This window comes from Aquirhabdus parva (assembly GCF_003351745.1).
GTDB lineage: Bacteria > Pseudomonadota > Gammaproteobacteria > Pseudomonadales > Moraxellaceae > Aquirhabdus > Aquirhabdus parva.
Genome location: NZ_CP031222.1, coordinates 2,002,958 through 2,017,781, shown reverse-complemented (window position 1 = coordinate 2,017,781; position 14,824 = coordinate 2,002,958). Strand labels below are relative to the sequence as shown.

The following is a 14,824-nucleotide window of genomic DNA, read 5'->3' as shown; positions in this document are numbered from 1 at the left end:
ATATCCGAAATAACTGCTGAAGCATCACACGCGCTTATAAATTACATCCCAAACCCCATGTCCTGCCGCTTCACCGCGACGTTCAAACTTGGTTTGTGGGCGCCATTCTGGGCGTGGGGCAAACTGTGCTTTGCCATAAACGTTCTCAAGCCCCGGTACTTGCTCAAGCACGTCAATCATCCATTCGGAATAGGGCTGCCAATCCGTTGCTGAATGAAACCACCCACCCATAGTCAGTTTTTGGACAATCAGCGCCATCCGTTCAGGTGCGACAAAACGACGTTTATGGTGACGTTTCTTTTGCCAAGGATCTGGGAAAAATAACTGCACCCGATCGACACTGCCGTCAGGGATCCCCGCAAGAACCTCTAGCGCATCAGCATCCATAATCCGTAAATTATTAATTCCGGCTTGACCGGCTTCAAAGGCACACTGCGCAATTCCCGGGATATGAACTTCAATCCCTAGAAAATTACGCTCAGGCGCAGCAATCGCCATTTGTACGAGTGATGTGCCCATACCAAAGCCAATTTCGATTGTCAGTGGGTGCTCTGGATGTTCAAATAAATTGCGTGCATCACTGATTGGCGCTTTAACGATGAGATGTGCATATTCATCCAGCCCACGTTCTTGTGAAGTGTTGAGCGGGGATGAGCGACGCATAAAGGTCAGAATAGGGCGTAAGCTTTTATCTTCTGATTCGTCTTTTACAGACCCGCTTTCTACATTATCGTTTACTGCTTCGGTTAGATTTGTGGGTACATCAGTTGTATCGTTCATGGAAATGGTGCCGTAAGAAATTCATCATCGAAATTGGCGGCTATTGTAAGGGATTTTATTCGTGATTGCCCATTTCTCCTGTCACGCCTACAATTCACTTCTTTACTACTTGATCTAAGCCTTCTCCATGCATATCGGTCCTTATCAACTCCGTAATAACCTTATTGTTGCCCCGATGGCTGGTGTCACTGATCGTCCATTTCGCCAACTGTGTAAGCATTTCGGGGCTGGCCATGCGGTGAGTGAGATGATTACGGCCGATAAGTCATTGCATGCCAGCAAGAAATCATTGCGCCGCGCAGACTTTACCGGTGAACTTGCCCCCATTTCTGTTCAAATAGCCGGTTCTGATCCGAAGCAAGTGGCTGAGGCTGCACGCTATCAGGTGGCAAATGGTGCGCAAATCGTCGATATCAATATGGGGTGCCCTGTAAAAAAAGTCTGCAATAAACTTGCAGGCTCAGCACTCTTGCAAGATGAAGTATTGGTCGGGGAAATCTTGGATGCCGTGGTGAATGCGGTTGATGTGCCCGTAACGTTGAAAACACGTTTGGGTTTTATCAACGGGGCAGAAAATATCCACCGTATTGCGGAACGCGCAGAGCAAGCGGGTATTGCTGCATTGGCGATACATGGACGAACCCGTGAAGATATGTATTTAGGTCAAGCCCGTTATGCGTTGATCCGTGAAGTAAAACGCAATGTCCAGATACCGATTATTGCCAATGGCGATATTGATAGTCCTCAAAAAGCGGCATACGTTTTAGCGGAAACAGGCGCCGATGCTATTATGATTGGGCGAGCCGCTCAAGGAAGACCTTGGATATTTCGTGAAATCGCCCATTATCTAGCGACTGGGGAGCTATTGCCTTTACCTGAAGTGACTGAAATCAAAGATGTGCTTCTCGGGCATTTAGAGGACTTGTACCAATTCTATGGTGAGTATTCGGGGTGTCGTATTGCCCGTAAGCATATTGCTTGGTATACCAAAGGCCTGCATGCCAGTAATGAGTTTCGGCAAGCCATGTACGCAGTGGAGTCAACTGCGGAGCAAGCGACAATTACACGTGATTATTTTGATCATTTGTTGCAGCGTGGTGAGCGCCTGATCTATGAGAGTGATCTTGTGGTCACAGCGGATTAATTCGTTATTATTGTTTTATGATCTTATAAATCCCATTTAAGGTACTGCATTTCTAATGTGTCATTATTAATAAGGAATATTCTATGTCAAATTTAACCCAAGCACAGCAAACGGAACTTGAGGCAGCAGCATTTCGCCGGCTTATGAATCATCTACAAACCCATACAGAAGTGCAAAATATCGACTTGATGAATATTGGTGGTTTCTGTCGTAATTGCTTATCGAAATGGATGCGTGAAGAGGCAGAAAAACAAGGAATTGCATTAACAGATCCTGAAGCACGTCAGCATGTCTACGGCATGCCCTATGAAGAGTGGAAAAGTAAATATCAAAAATAATGCTGTCGTATTATCTTTCTCTATACACATTTCATCGCAAAATGATGACATTCACAGGCAAAACACGTCGTAGTTTGTTAGAATATGCGCCTCTAAACATTTCCCCCAGTTTGCCCAAATAAAATAGGGCCTCAATGAAGGAATTATCCGTGACTGACTCGACACAACCAAACAATACCGTAGCACTGACCCAAGAACATTGGGGCCGCTGGAAAAATCGTGAAGAAATAGCTGAGCGGATGATTGCGATTATTGGTCGCTTGTATCGCGAAAATGATGTTGTCGTTTCAGTTTATGGCCGTTCTTTGGTTAACATGTCTGTCATTCAAATTCTTAAAGCGCATCGTCGTGTACGCATGATTGCAGGGGATTTGTCCGTTGTAGATACCATGCCTATTCTTGAGGCTTTGGCAGAGTGCGGTAAATTGACTTCATGTGAAGTTGACTTGGGTAAACTGGCTCGTGCCGCAGGCGAAACCGGTACTGCTGCGAAAGAATTACTCAGTGCAGCTTTAGCAGTATTGCCCGCACAGAGTGAACGTGCTGAGCCAAAAGATGTTGTCCTTTACGGTTTTGGTCGTATTGGTCGTATTCTAGCGCGCTTGATCATTGAACAAGCGGGTCTCGGACGTGGTCTGCGTCTGCGTGCAATTGTTGTACGTAAATCTTCTGAAGGTGATTTGCAAAAACGTGCATCCCTTTTGCGCCGTGACTCTGTACATGGTTCATTCCAAGGCACGATCTCTGTTGATGAAGAAAACGAAGCGATCATTGCAAACGGTAACTATATTAAAGTGATCTATGCTGGTAGCCCATCAGAAGTTGATTACACTGTTTACGGTATTAAAGATGCGTTATTGATTGATAACACCGGTAAATGGCGTGATGTTGAAGGTCTGTCCGTTCATTTAACTTGCCCTGGCATAAAACGCGTCATTCTCACTGCACCAAGTAAAGGTGAGATGAAGAACGTTGTATACGGCGTGAACCATACGGATATCATTGATTCAGACCAAATCATCAGTGCGGCAAGCTGTACAACCAATGCGATCACACCGATCCTCAAAGTGATCCATGATAAATTCACCGTATTAAATGGTCATGTCGAAACTGTTCACTCATTCACCAATGACCAAAACCTGACGGATAACTACCATAAAGCGGATCGTCGTGGCCGTGCTGCAACATTGAATATGGTTATTACAGAGACCGGTGCTGCTAAAGCTGTGGCAAAAGCATTGCCTGCGTTAAAAGGTAAGTTAACCGGTAACTCTGTACGTGTACCTACACCAAACGTGTCTTTAGCGATTCTAAATCTGAATTTAGAAACTGAAACCACACGTGAAGAAATTAACGAATATATTCGCCAAATTTCTGTGTACTCAAATCTGCAAGGTCAAATTGACTACACCAATTCAAGCGAAGTAGTTTCATCAGACTTCATTGGTTCACGTTCGGCAGGTGTGTTTGATGCACAAGCAACGATCGTCAGCGGTAACCATGCCACACTTTATGTTTGGTATGACAACGAAGTTGGATATAGCTGCCAAGTTCTGCGTATTGTCGAGCAAATGGCAGGTGTACAGTACCCACACTTTCCATTAGAAACAGTCAGTGCGTAATCACTGAGTGAAAAAAAAGAAAACCGACATGAAGATGTCGGTTTTTTTATGGATGATTGTCAGATTAGGAAGTTAAAAACATCATAGCCATAACTTGAGCGATACGATAAGCTGTACGAAGAATACACAGGATGTGTTTCTTAGAAGAAAGGGAGATTCAATATATGAAGCAAACTGACCAAACACTTTTAGAACAATTACGTATTACTGATTTCGAGCTTGAATACCGTAAATCGTTATTTTCACTTACTGAGCAAGATGTGCTCGTACTTGTCAAAGCAAAATCCAAAATTGCTGCAAAAATAGATTCCGTCGTCGATAAGTTTTACGAGACACAAACGAGCGTCGCCGAGATTGCTTTGCTGATTGGTGATGCGGATACTCTGACGCGTCTGAGAAATGCTCAGCGAAAGTATGTTAATGATTTATTTAGCGGTTTTTATGATCTGGAATATGTGAACAATCGTTTGCGTATCGGACTGGTTCACAAACGGATTGGTGTTGAGCCAAAGTTATATCTGGCAGCAATCAATACCTTGCAGCAGCTATTAACGGATTTGTTGCATGTAACGCTTCTGGATGAAGAAGAAAGTAAAAAGACCATCGCGGCCTTAACTAAACTATTTATGTTGGATATTTCCTTTGTTTTTGAAACGTATATCCGAAGTTTAGTGGCTGAAATTGAGACCTCTAAAGATAAGTCAGATCAGTATGCGCTTGTATTAGAGGGAAAAACAAAGCAGCTTGAATCGATGTCACGTACTGATCCTTTAACAGGTTTGTTAAATGTACGCTACCTAACCGAAATACTGACTCAAGCATTACGCAGCGCACAGCGCAGGTCAGAGTTAATAACCGTGGTTTATTTAGATGTAAATAATTTTAAAGCGATCAATGACCACGAGGGGCATTTACGGGGTGACGAAGTGCTGCGTAATGTGGCAGAGGTAATCAAGAAAATCTCAAGAATGGAGGATAGCTGCTTTCGATATGGCGGGGACGAGTTTTGTATTATCTTATCGAATTGTGGGGAAATCCAAGCTGAGGAAGTTTATATGAAGCGGCTTAGTCTGGAGTTACAAAGTCGCGAAAAGAATGTGACTTTAAGTGTGGGCTGTGTGGAAACGGGACCACAAGATTATAAGCTTCCTGAAGAGTTGATCCGCTTAGCTGATCAGAGAATGTATGCGTGTAAAGCGATACACAAGCATTGAGGGGCATTGGAGTAGGGGGGGATATATTAGAAAACGACAATATTTACACTGTAGATTTTTAATTGAGCAGTACTAATTTTTATTGATTGGCTGAATGCTCCTCAGTACCCATTGCTGTACGGCTGCAGTATCACTGATATCACCATTGAAGCGATACTTCGGCGTATAGGGCTGATTATTACCACGAGGGCGCTCGCGAAATACTTTCAAAGGGATCATGAGATATAACCCACTTGGGGTCCTGAACCATCCAATATCATTATATATAGAATCAGCGCTTGTCTCTTGCCCCATCTGTATTGCATTGGGAATGGACATCACACTATCCGCAAAATCAAGACATGCGCTGGCACATTTGGAGTCGGTCAATAAGATAATTTGCCCTTGAAAATCACTTCCTTCCTTTTTATCTTCTGTAGGGTCGGGTTCAAGTTCCCCATCTTTTAACCATTCAATATGCCTTTGTTCAGCATGTTTTAATCTTGCTTGTAAATGTTGCGTATAAATATATAGGCTACTCGTCTTTCCATAATTTTTTTCCATCATGGATAACACGTTATCACGAGAGGAAATAGCTTGTTTAGAGACACGCCACCAAGCCGATTCAGATAAATCTTTGAGGCGTCCGCTGTTCCCGAGTAATGCGGATAACATACGACCTCCAAAGGTACTGTTTCCGCCTGTATTTCCACGAACATCAAAGACAACAAGCTTTGCTGAATCAAGATGCGTTAGATCCGTAAGTAGTTTCTCAAACTGTAAGTTTTCCTCTGCGTTGGGTAAGAAATTAGAGGCATTGATCCAGTATCGCCCTCCACCCAAATTAGATAAGCCGATAGATTTAGGAGGTTTCAATAGCTGGTCTAACGTACCTTTATCTGCTGCTTGCCATAAAAGTGCAAAGGTCTTTTGACTTTGATCTGGTAATTGCACGATGCAATTTTGCATAGAATGCTGATTTAGGGTTGGGAAATCATTACTTTGAATCATGACTTGATTGGCTAATTTTTTCCAGCTCGATTCGAGTGTCAAACGTGTGTCTACAAACGGGGCAATATCGTGCTCAATGTGATACTTAACTGATTGACCATCACAGGATAGTATTTGCGATCCATTGGGTGGGACTGGGCTTGGCCAGTTTATTTGAACATTTTTAACAATAAAGCTAGCATTTGAAGTATTCCCTTGCATCTCAATTAACCACCCCGGCCAATAGGCTGTTTTTTTTTGTTCTGTAGATGGGTCTATCGATACATGACCATCCTGAAAACCAACAGTATAGAATCTTAAGACCGCCAACTCCTCTTCTTGGTTCTTGACTTGTGGAATGAGCCGCTGCGCTTGAATATAACCATTTTCTAACCATTCTTTAAATTTAGGGTTTTGCTTGTCAATGACACCTGGATGAGCTTCTAGAATGGTTTTATGGATAAATGTCAGATCTTTCTTGGTTATGTTTTGCCAGTATTTGGCGGTTTGTATTTGCAAAGGGCTCGTGTTAATAAAAGATTGATCCTTGGCGGCTATTGATGCAGAGCCAAATAGGAGCAGTGAGATTGAGCCAAGTTTGAGAATTTTTCTCTTTTGTACCCAAGGTGAAAAGATGAAAGTAGGCCATAGACAGGGCAATGTAATTTCTCACTAAAGAAAATGTTTTAATCAAATGGAAAAATATATTCATTGATAAACAAGTAATATGCCAACTTCTATTAATTACATGAGTTGTATTTATTATTTGTGTTGATTGTTTTGTAGGCATCATTATTGCTTAGATTAAATTGCTTAGATTAAGTAGACATCAAAGACCGATGAAGCATTGATAATATACTGAACGTCACAACCTCTTCATTACGCATTCTTATTTTATTCCGCATTGGAGTCACTCATGGAATTTTGGACCGCTTGGACACATTTTCTTGGAACGAGCTTGAGTTATTTCAGTGCAAACTGGGGTTTATCTGAAGCATTTTCGATTATTACACTGACTTTGATAGTCCGTTTTGCATTGATGCCAGTGTCGTTAGCTGCCGCTTATAAAATGCAAAAGAATAAAGTGGCCATGAAACGTATTAAGCCTGAGCTTGATGAAATCAAAATAAACTTTAAAGATAACCGATCTGAATTAACCAATAAAACTATGGCACTCTATCAAAAACACGGCATTTCAATTGTCGATAAGGTCTCTATATTTAATTTGGGTACTCAAGGATTATTTGGCATCGGGATATTTCATGTGCTTAAAAACATGATGTTCCGTAGTAAGTTTTTATGGATCGCAACACTAGCAAAGCCAGATATTTTGCTCACCGTTGTGGTGGGCAGCCTGATGATGTTTGGTTTGGTACTCATGCCTAATGGACCTGAAAATATGTCGATGTGGTTGGTTCTGATGATTCCTGTGGCTATTTCTGTCTTTGCTATTATTGCATTACCTGCGGCTTTGGGCATTTATTGGGCAACATCTAATGCAGTGACAGTTGTACAAATGCTAATTTTACGTGTAATTGTAAAACGGCAAATTCCAACGATCTGAGATGGGCCAACTTAAGTAGAGTCGAGTACTGTGTTACCGATTGAAAGTAAAAAAACCGACATGAATGTGTCGGTTTTTTTACTGGGCAGCGGTGGCTATCCCAAATTAATTTGAGGCATCTTGCATTTTTTTTAAGGGTGTATAATAAGAGATAATCAAGGAGATTGATTGATGAATATTGAACTGATTCGCGGCTTGCTGCTTTGGTGCACCATCATCAATTATGGCGTACTGTTAGTTTGGTTTCTGGTGTTCACTTTTGCCCATGAGTGGATGCGTCATTTGCATGGACGGTGGTTTCACTTTTCTGATGAATCTTTTGATACGCTTCATTATGCAGGCATGACACTTTATAAAGTTGGCATCCTATTGCTTAATCTCATCCCTTACATTGCGTTGAGTATCATTGTGAAATATGGTTTCTAAAACATAAACGATTAAGACTAGCAAAATCAGCAGCATTGGATGAAAATGCTTAGTAAATATTGTAATGGGAATATAGAGATATGCTAATTGTTTGCCCACATTGTATGGCCAAAAATCGTGTCCCTGACGAGCGTTTGCAAGAGCATCCGACTTGCGGAAAATGCAAAAAAGAGCTATTGCCTAATCATCCTATCGCATTGAATGACCAAAACTTTGACCATTATGTGCAAAATACTGAACTCCCCATCGTCGTCGATTTTTGGGCAGAGTGGTGCGGTCCTTGCAAAATGATGGCGCCACAATTCAATCAAGCCGCGCAAAATGCACCGCAATATCGCTTTATCAAAGTAGATACCGAACAAGCTCAACAGATTAGTGCGCGATTTAATATACGCAGTATTCCTACGATTGCAGTTTTTAAGCAGGGGAAGGAAGTAGCGCGGCAAGCAGGTGCTATGCAGGCATCGCAATTGCTGTCTTGGCTGGGACAAGTTGTTTAATTTAAGGCATTAATTATCTTTAAAAGACGTGGAAATCAGTGATATCCACGTCTTTGCTTTCTAGCCTTGTAATAACGTTTAAATCAAACTTTTAATTCGGGCCACGGCAATTTCACACGTCGCCATATCGGCAACCAATGCCATACGGACATGATTCATACCCGGATTGATGCCTCCTGATTCCCTTGATAAATAACGACCAGGGAGTACGGTAATATTCTGCTGGGCATATAAGCGTCGTGCAAACGCTTCATCATCAGCAACGGGTAACCAAAAGTAAAATCCAGCATCAGGTTTTTTAAATGGAAGCTCTTGGCCAAGTTCATTCAGGAATAAATCAAACTTCTGACGATATAAAACACGATTCTCTTCAACATGAACTTCATCTTGCCAAGCGGCTATCGATGCCAGTTGATGTTGTACAGGCATCGCGGAGCCATGATAGGTGCGATACAGTAAATAAGGCGCAAGTAAACGCGCATCACCGGCAATAAAGCCCGACCGTAGACCCGGCAGGTTTGAACGCTTAGACAGCGAGTGAAAGACGACACAATTGCGATAGTCATGTCGACCTATTTCAGCACAAACTTCTAGTAAGCCTATCGGCGCTTTATCAAAATACAGTTCTGAATAGCATTCATCAGAGGCGATCACAAAGTTGTATTGATCGGAAAGGGCGATAAGTTTCTTTAGTTTTTCAGCAGGCATGACTGCGCCTGTCGGGTTACCAGGGGTACAGATAAAGACAAGCTGTGTATTTGCCCATACTGACTCAGGAATGGCATCCCAGTCCCCGAGATAGTTATTTTCCGCAGTACAATTTACGAAGTAGGGTATAGCACCCGCTAAAAACGCAGCGCCTTCATAAATTTGATAGAACGGATTGGGCATGATGACATAGGGCTGTTGTTGGCCCGTTGCAGCGGGTTCAATCACTGCTTGAACAAATGAGAAAATCGCTTCACGTGTCCCATTAACGGGCAACACTTGCGACTCTGCATCTACCTGCTCAAGTTTAAAGCGAGCTGTTAACCAATCTGCAATCGATTGACGTAGTGCAGGTAAGCCTTTGGTTGAAGGGTAGGTAGATAAATGCTTAAGATTGCTCACCAGTGCTTCTTTGACGAATTCTGGTGCTGCATGGCGAGGTTCGCCAATCGAGAGTGCAATATTAGGCAAGTCTTTGGGTGGTGTGAGATCGCTAAATAAACGCGCAAGTTTTTCAAAAGGATAGGGATGTAAACTGGATAAATTTGGATTCATAGAGATATGGATTACATTCAAAAGTACAAAAAAAGGTTTTACAGAGCCTAGGCTTGGCTCTGTGCATCTAAATCATGTTTGAGTTCTTGAGCAAGTGCACTGGCTGCAGCATTATCGAGTGGCTTGCCCTGACTATCTGTAATGAAGAACACGTCTTCCGCACGTTCTCCCAAGGTCGCGATTCGTGCTGTTTGAATATCGATGTTCTTCTGAAAAAACAAAGCACCGATCTGCGCCAAAAGACCCGGACGATCCAGAGAGATAATCTCAACGACATTATGCTGATGCACGATATCCAGTTTAATCGTGACTTCGCTTGGTACATTAAAGTGGCGTAGCTGACGGGGCATACGTCGTTTGGAGAGATTCTGTGCTTTTTCAGGCTGAGCAAGCACCGCTTTCAGGCGTGCAGTCACTTCTGCATTTCGAACTGGATCGGTCAGCAGGGTGCCATATTTATCCAATACCACATAGGTATCTACAGAGAAACCTGTTTTCGCCGTGATAATGCGCGCGTCTTGAACGTTGAGCTCCATTTGATCAAAGACAGCCACGGTTGCGGCAAACAGATTGGTCAAATCATGCGTATAAATAAAAATCTGCACGGCATCTTGATTGAGCTCACGATGCTCGCGCATCAGCACGAGCGGAGTTTCATGGCCGTGCAATAGAATTTCGCGCGTGTGCCATGCGACTTCGGAAGGTCGTTCACGGAGGAAGTAATCATCGCCCATTTCTTGCCAAATTTTTTCAACGGCATGGCGCTCAAAAGCTCCGGCTAGTAAATCGAAGGACTGCTTTTTGGTATCTTCAATCCAGGATTGGCGATCCATCGGATTATCTAGGCCAGAGCGTAGCACTCGGCGAGTTTGATTATAAAGTTGACGCAGTAATGATGCGCGCCATGTGTTCCAAAGTGTTGGATTTGTGGCATTGATGTCGGCTACAGTGAGCGTGTACAGGTAGTCCAGATGCACCATGTCACCGACTTTTTGAGCAAATTCATGAATGATATCGGGATCGGAAATATCTTTCTTTTGCGCCGTCAGTGACATGAGTAAGTGGTTCTGGGTGAGCCATGCGACAATATTCGCTTCACGCTGTGTTAATCCGTGTGCTAAACAGAATTCAGTTGCATCGATTGCCCCAAGTTCACTGTGGTCCCCGCCGCGACCTTTAGCGATATCATGAAATAGCGCCGCAAGATAAATAATATCCTTACGATCGAGACGTTTAAAGATTTGGCTGACCACAGGGAAGTTTTCTTCGGAGTGATCCTCCCCAAAACGTTGTAGATTACGGAGCAAGATCAACGTGTGCATATCGACGGTGTAGATATGGAACAGGTCATATTGCATCAAGCCGATAATCTGACCAAAAGCGGGTAAGTATTTACCTAACACGCCATAGCGCTTCATCGCTTGGAAGGTTTCATACAAACGATAGCGCCCACGAATAATCGCCATAAAGAGCGCGCGATGCATCGGATTTTGACGGAAAGCATCATCAATCCCTTTGACCGCAAGCATCAATAGACGTAGGGTACGCGCACGGATGCCGATAGCATCATTACGCGAAGCCATCAGAAAGAAAATCTCTAGAATGCTGCTCGGTGTTTCCGAAAACACACGATGATGACGCGCGGATATCTTGCCATTAATGAGCTCAAATCGATCATTAATCGCAGTGACGACGAGCGGAGATGTTTCTTTGAGTTTAGGTTCAATCGCCGTTTCATAGAAATACGCCAAAAGCATTTCATTAAAACTGGAAACGCGCATGGCTGCACGGTAGTAATCGCGCATGAAGCGTTCAATAATCGCATTCTGATGATCACTTTCGTGGCTATGATAATTCAGGCGCTCAGCAACAGCGCGCTGATAGTCAAAGAGTAGGCGGTTTTCATTGCGATTGGTAATGCGGTGCAAATGATGGCGAATCAGCCACAGGAAATCCTCACAGGATTCCAGTTCGTTGTATTCGAACTCACTGATAAAACCTAAGTGAACTAAATCATAGAGTCTGACAACGCGGTAGTAGCGCTTGGCGATCCAACCGATCTGATTAATGTCGCGGAGACCACCCGGCGCATTTTTGATATCCGGTTCCAGATTGTATTCAGTATTATGATGTTGACCGTAACGTACAGACTGCTCGGCCATTTTTGCATTATAAAAGTCCAAGTCTGTCCAAGTGTCCGATACGATGCGGCGAGGCAGAAGACTTAAGGATTTATCGCCAACAATTAAACGAGACTCAACTAAACTTGTGGCAACAGTAATATCTTGGGCAGTTTGAATGCATTCCGAAAGTGTTCGTACGCTCACACCTGGCTCAAGACCTGCATCCCAAAGACTTGCGACAAACAGTGAGACTTGTCCCTCTTGTTCTTCGGTAAGCGGATTTTGACTCAGAATCATGACATCGACATCAGATTTAGGCAGTAATTCCCCGCGGCCATAACCACCTACTGCGATGAGCGCAATGCCTTGATTGGAAAGATGCTGGTTATTCCAAAGATGTTGCAGGACATCATCGATCGCATGGGTACGTGCGTGGACAACGCTACGAATGGACTCTCCGGCCTCTAGTTTCTCGTCTAATTGCTTCTCAAGAAGTTGGCGCCACTGAATGAGACCGCGACAATTATTCCCCGTACTGCCAGTACTTGAGGAAGGGCTTTCTTTAGAAGGTAGATAATCAAGCGGCGAGGGCAGAGCAGACATAAGGCGTAAGTCTCTCAAAGAATGAGTGAACAAAAAAATAAGACTGAATCATAGCAGGAAGTCGAGTTCAGTGATAAAAAAGACCCTCGAAATGAGAGTCTTTTTTGAAAATTTCAACGCCAGATCAGTATAAAAAGCAACTTCGATCACAGATGTGAAGCGTCAGCTTTAAACACCGAAGCGCGATAGATCTTCGTTAGGGCGTGCGGTCAAAATCTCGATGCCTGTCTCAGTGACGAGAATGGTATGTTCAAATTGAGCCGACAATTTACGATCCTTAGTAATGACGGTCCAGCCATCATTCATCAGAGTGGTTTGCCAGACGCCAGCATTCACCATCGGCTCAATGGTAAAAGTCATACCCGCCTCAAGTTTCATGCCAGTATTCTTTTTGCCATAGTGCAGGATTTGTGGGTCTTCGTGAAAGACACGCCCTAAGCCATGACCACAATATTCACGGACTACGCTGAAACGCTGGCTTTCAACATAGCTTTGAATAGCCGCGCCGATGTCGCCGACGTAGGAGCCGGCTTTAACTGTTTGCATGCCGCGATACATGGCCTCCTGAGCGACATCACTTAAGCGCTTGGCAAGAATAGAGGGTTCACCAATAAAGAACATTTCACTGGTGTCGCCGTGAAATCCATCTTTGATCACGGTAATGTCGATATTCATCATATCGCCATTTTTCAAGACTTTGCTATCACTAGGAATCCCGTGACATACGACGTGATTGACTGACGTACAAATACTCTTTGGAAATCCACGATAGTTCAGTGGGGCTGGAATCGCGCCTTGAACATTAACAATATAATCGTGGCAAATGCGGTCAAGTTCAGCGGTGGTTACACCTGCTTTGACGAAAGGCGCAATCATGCCCAGCACTTCTGCAGCAAGTTTTCCTGCCACGCGCATTTTTTCGATGTCTTCTGCCGACTTGATCAGTGACGGCTGTTGAATAAAACTGTTCATATCGTGTCAATCTAATTGGAAAATATATTAAAACATGATATAAATACGCCCCCAATTTAGCAATCAGTTTTATACGTCGTTTGGTAAGTTTGTATGTTGTTCATTTTTTGGATGATTAGCATCAATAAATCAAATACTTATATTTCTTGTTGTTTGAATTGAGGAAATAAATCCGCACATACGCCGACAATTCGTCTGGGTGCTGGGGCTGTGAAACAGTATTTTTAGTCCAACTTTCTTACAAGCTGATTAAAAAAGTATACTGAATTTGCGTTCTAGTGGACGAATCGGGCGTATGGAGGCCTAACCCAAACTTGAAAAATGCACGTGGTGCATTAGGAATAGATATGGCATCTTATAACGTAGGAATGCGCGATCTGCTCACAGCAGGCGCTCACTTCGGTCACCAGACTCGTTTCTGGAACCCAAAAATGAAACCTTTCATTTTCGGCGCGCGTAACAAAATTCACATCATCAACTTGGAACACACCGTTCCTGCATTGAATGATGCTCTGAACTATGCAAACCAAATTGCAAGCCGCAAAAACAAAGTATTGTTTGTTGGAACTAAACGTGCTGCAAGCGCGATTATCCGTGAACAAGCAATCCGTGCAGGCATGCCTTTTGTTGATCACCGCTGGTTAGGTGGAATGCTGACAAACTGGAAAACTCTTCGCCAGTCAATCAAGCGTTTAAAAGACCTCGAAATTCAATCACAAGACGGTACTTTCGCTAAGCTGACTAAGCGTGAAGCGTTGGAACGTACTCGTGAAATGGAAAAATTGGAAAAATCTTTGGGCGGTATCAAGGATATGGGCGGCTTGCCAGATGCATTGTTTGTGATCGACGTTGATCATGAAGCGATTGCAATCAAAGAAGCGCTAAACCTTGGTATTCCAGTGATCGGTATCGTTGATACAAACTCAAACCCAGATGGTGTTGATTACATCATTCCTGGCAACGACGACGCGATCCGCGCTGTGACTTTATACGCAAGTGCAATGGCTGATGCCATCATTGCTGGTAAAGAATATGCTGCGACTCAAGGTAATGCTGCTGCACGCGGTCAAGACGCTGCTGTAGAAGCGCCTGTTGCTGCTGAAGAAGCTCCTGCTGCTGAATAAGCTGTAAAACTTCAGCGATTAATATTTATTTGAAGATATTTTTCGCTGAAGTCGGTTTTTAGTTTTGAGCTGTCACGATTCTGTCTAAGTTCTTCGTTATCCTGAATCTGACAGGTGTACAGCCCAATCTACTGATTGGGCTGTTTGATTTTGATGCCTCATTTTTAAAATACCTTTTGGGT

13 protein-coding genes are annotated in these 14,824 nt (G+C 43.3%); 8 read left to right on the top strand and 5 right to left on the bottom strand.

The genetic code is table 11. The annotated features are described in order from the left end of the window. Positions 1-24: 24 nt before the first annotated feature. Complete coding sequence (gene trmB, locus HYN46_RS09030) at positions 25-780, bottom strand: tRNA (guanosine(46)-N7)-methyltransferase TrmB (protein ID WP_114899079.1); 756 nt, start codon at positions 778-780, stop codon at positions 25-27. Positions 781-907: 127 nt separating this feature from the next. Between trmB and dusB the strand changes: the two genes are divergently transcribed. The 4 genes from dusB (at position 908) to HYN46_RS09010 (ending at position 5,098) form a co-directional block, all read left to right on the top strand. Further along, positions 908-1,924 carry a tRNA dihydrouridine synthase DusB gene (gene dusB / locus HYN46_RS09025; RefSeq protein ID WP_114899078.1) on the top strand — a complete coding sequence of 339 codons (1,017 nt, stop codon included), beginning with the start codon at positions 908-910 and terminating at the stop codon, positions 1,922-1,924. Positions 1,925-2,007: 83 nt separating this feature from the next. Next, positions 2,008-2,262, top strand: a complete 255-nt coding sequence (locus HYN46_RS09020) for a DUF1244 domain-containing protein (RefSeq protein ID WP_114899077.1) — start codon at positions 2,008-2,010, stop codon at positions 2,260-2,262. Positions 2,263-2,411: 149 nt separating this feature from the next. Beyond that, on the top strand, positions 2,412-3,884 hold the full coding sequence (locus HYN46_RS09015; RefSeq protein WP_228254784.1) for a glyceraldehyde-3-phosphate dehydrogenase: 1,473 nt from the start codon (positions 2,412-2,414) through the stop codon (positions 3,882-3,884). A gap of 164 nt (positions 3,885-4,048) precedes the next feature. Further along, positions 4,049-5,098 carry a GGDEF domain-containing protein gene (locus tag HYN46_RS09010; protein WP_114899075.1) on the top strand — a complete coding sequence of 350 codons (1,050 nt, stop codon included), beginning with the start codon at positions 4,049-4,051 and terminating at the stop codon, positions 5,096-5,098. A 72-nt stretch (positions 5,099-5,170) separates the two neighbouring features. On the opposite strand, the gene HYN46_RS09005 is transcribed toward HYN46_RS09010, so the two are convergent. Further along, positions 5,171-6,727: a S41 family peptidase gene (locus HYN46_RS09005; protein ID WP_162818137.1), complete on the bottom strand. Its 1,557-nt coding sequence runs from the start codon at positions 6,725-6,727 to the stop codon at positions 5,171-5,173. 256 nt (positions 6,728-6,983) lie between these two features. Between HYN46_RS09005 and HYN46_RS09000 the strand changes: the two genes are divergently transcribed. The 3 genes from HYN46_RS09000 (at position 6,984) to trxC (ending at position 8,557) form a co-directional block, all read left to right on the top strand. Beyond that, complete coding sequence (locus HYN46_RS09000) at positions 6,984-7,631, top strand: YidC/Oxa1 family membrane protein insertase (RefSeq protein ID WP_114899073.1); 648 nt, start codon at positions 6,984-6,986, stop codon at positions 7,629-7,631. 171 nt (positions 7,632-7,802) lie between these two features. Further along, positions 7,803-8,057, top strand: coding sequence for a DUF6868 family protein (locus HYN46_RS08995; protein WP_114899072.1), 255 nt, complete (start codon positions 7,803-7,805; stop codon positions 8,055-8,057). 80 nt (positions 8,058-8,137) lie between these two features. Next, entirely contained in the window at positions 8,138-8,557 is a 420-nt protein-coding gene (trxC, locus tag HYN46_RS08990) for a thioredoxin TrxC (RefSeq protein ID WP_114899071.1), read from the top strand. Between the two features lie 78 nt (positions 8,558-8,635). Here the strand turns inward: trxC and dapC are convergent, their stop codons facing one another. The 3 genes from dapC to map form a co-directional block, all read right to left on the bottom strand. Next, positions 8,636-9,820 (bottom strand): succinyldiaminopimelate transaminase, encoded by a 1,185-nt coding sequence (gene dapC, locus HYN46_RS08985; RefSeq protein ID WP_114899070.1) that lies wholly within the window; start codon positions 9,818-9,820, stop codon positions 8,636-8,638. Between the two features lie 47 nt (positions 9,821-9,867). Then, positions 9,868-12,546, bottom strand: coding sequence for a [protein-PII] uridylyltransferase (gene glnD / locus HYN46_RS08980; protein ID WP_114899069.1), 2,679 nt, complete (start codon positions 12,544-12,546; stop codon positions 9,868-9,870). A 168-nt stretch (positions 12,547-12,714) separates the two neighbouring features. Further along, positions 12,715-13,518, bottom strand: coding sequence for a type I methionyl aminopeptidase (gene map / locus HYN46_RS08975; RefSeq protein ID WP_114899068.1), 804 nt, complete (start codon positions 13,516-13,518; stop codon positions 12,715-12,717). A gap of 347 nt (positions 13,519-13,865) precedes the next feature. On the opposite strand from map, the gene rpsB reads away from it, so the two are divergent. After that, positions 13,866-14,642, top strand: coding sequence for a 30S ribosomal protein S2 (rpsB, locus tag HYN46_RS08970; RefSeq protein WP_114899067.1), 777 nt, complete (start codon positions 13,866-13,868; stop codon positions 14,640-14,642). Positions 14,643-14,824: the final 182 nt, after the last annotated feature.

Coding starts and splice junctions, on each gene's coding strand:
- trxC (WP_114899071.1), top strand. CDS start 8,138: ATGCTAATTGTTTGCCCACATTGTATGGCCAAAAATCGTGTCCCTGAC.
- dusB (WP_114899078.1), top strand. CDS start 908: ATGCATATCGGTCCTTATCAACTCCGTAATAACCTTATTGTTGCCCCG.
- rpsB (WP_114899067.1), top strand. CDS start 13,866: ATGGCATCTTATAACGTAGGAATGCGCGATCTGCTCACAGCAGGCGCT.
- HYN46_RS09020 (WP_114899077.1), top strand. CDS start 2,008: ATGTCAAATTTAACCCAAGCACAGCAAACGGAACTTGAGGCAGCAGCA.
- HYN46_RS09010 (WP_114899075.1), top strand. CDS start 4,049: ATGAAGCAAACTGACCAAACACTTTTAGAACAATTACGTATTACTGAT.
- HYN46_RS09000 (WP_114899073.1), top strand. CDS start 6,984: ATGGAATTTTGGACCGCTTGGACACATTTTCTTGGAACGAGCTTGAGT.
- HYN46_RS08995 (WP_114899072.1), top strand. CDS start 7,803: ATGAATATTGAACTGATTCGCGGCTTGCTGCTTTGGTGCACCATCATC.
- glnD (WP_114899069.1), bottom strand. CDS start 12,546: ATGTCTGCTCTGCCCTCGCCGCTTGATTATCTACCTTCTAAAGAAAGC.
- map (WP_114899068.1), bottom strand. CDS start 13,518: ATGAACAGTTTTATTCAACAGCCGTCACTGATCAAGTCGGCAGAAGAC.
- dapC (WP_114899070.1), bottom strand. CDS start 9,820: ATGAATCCAAATTTATCCAGTTTACATCCCTATCCTTTTGAAAAACTT.
- trmB (WP_114899079.1), bottom strand. CDS start 780: ATGAACGATACAACTGATGTACCCACAAATCTAACCGAAGCAGTAAAC.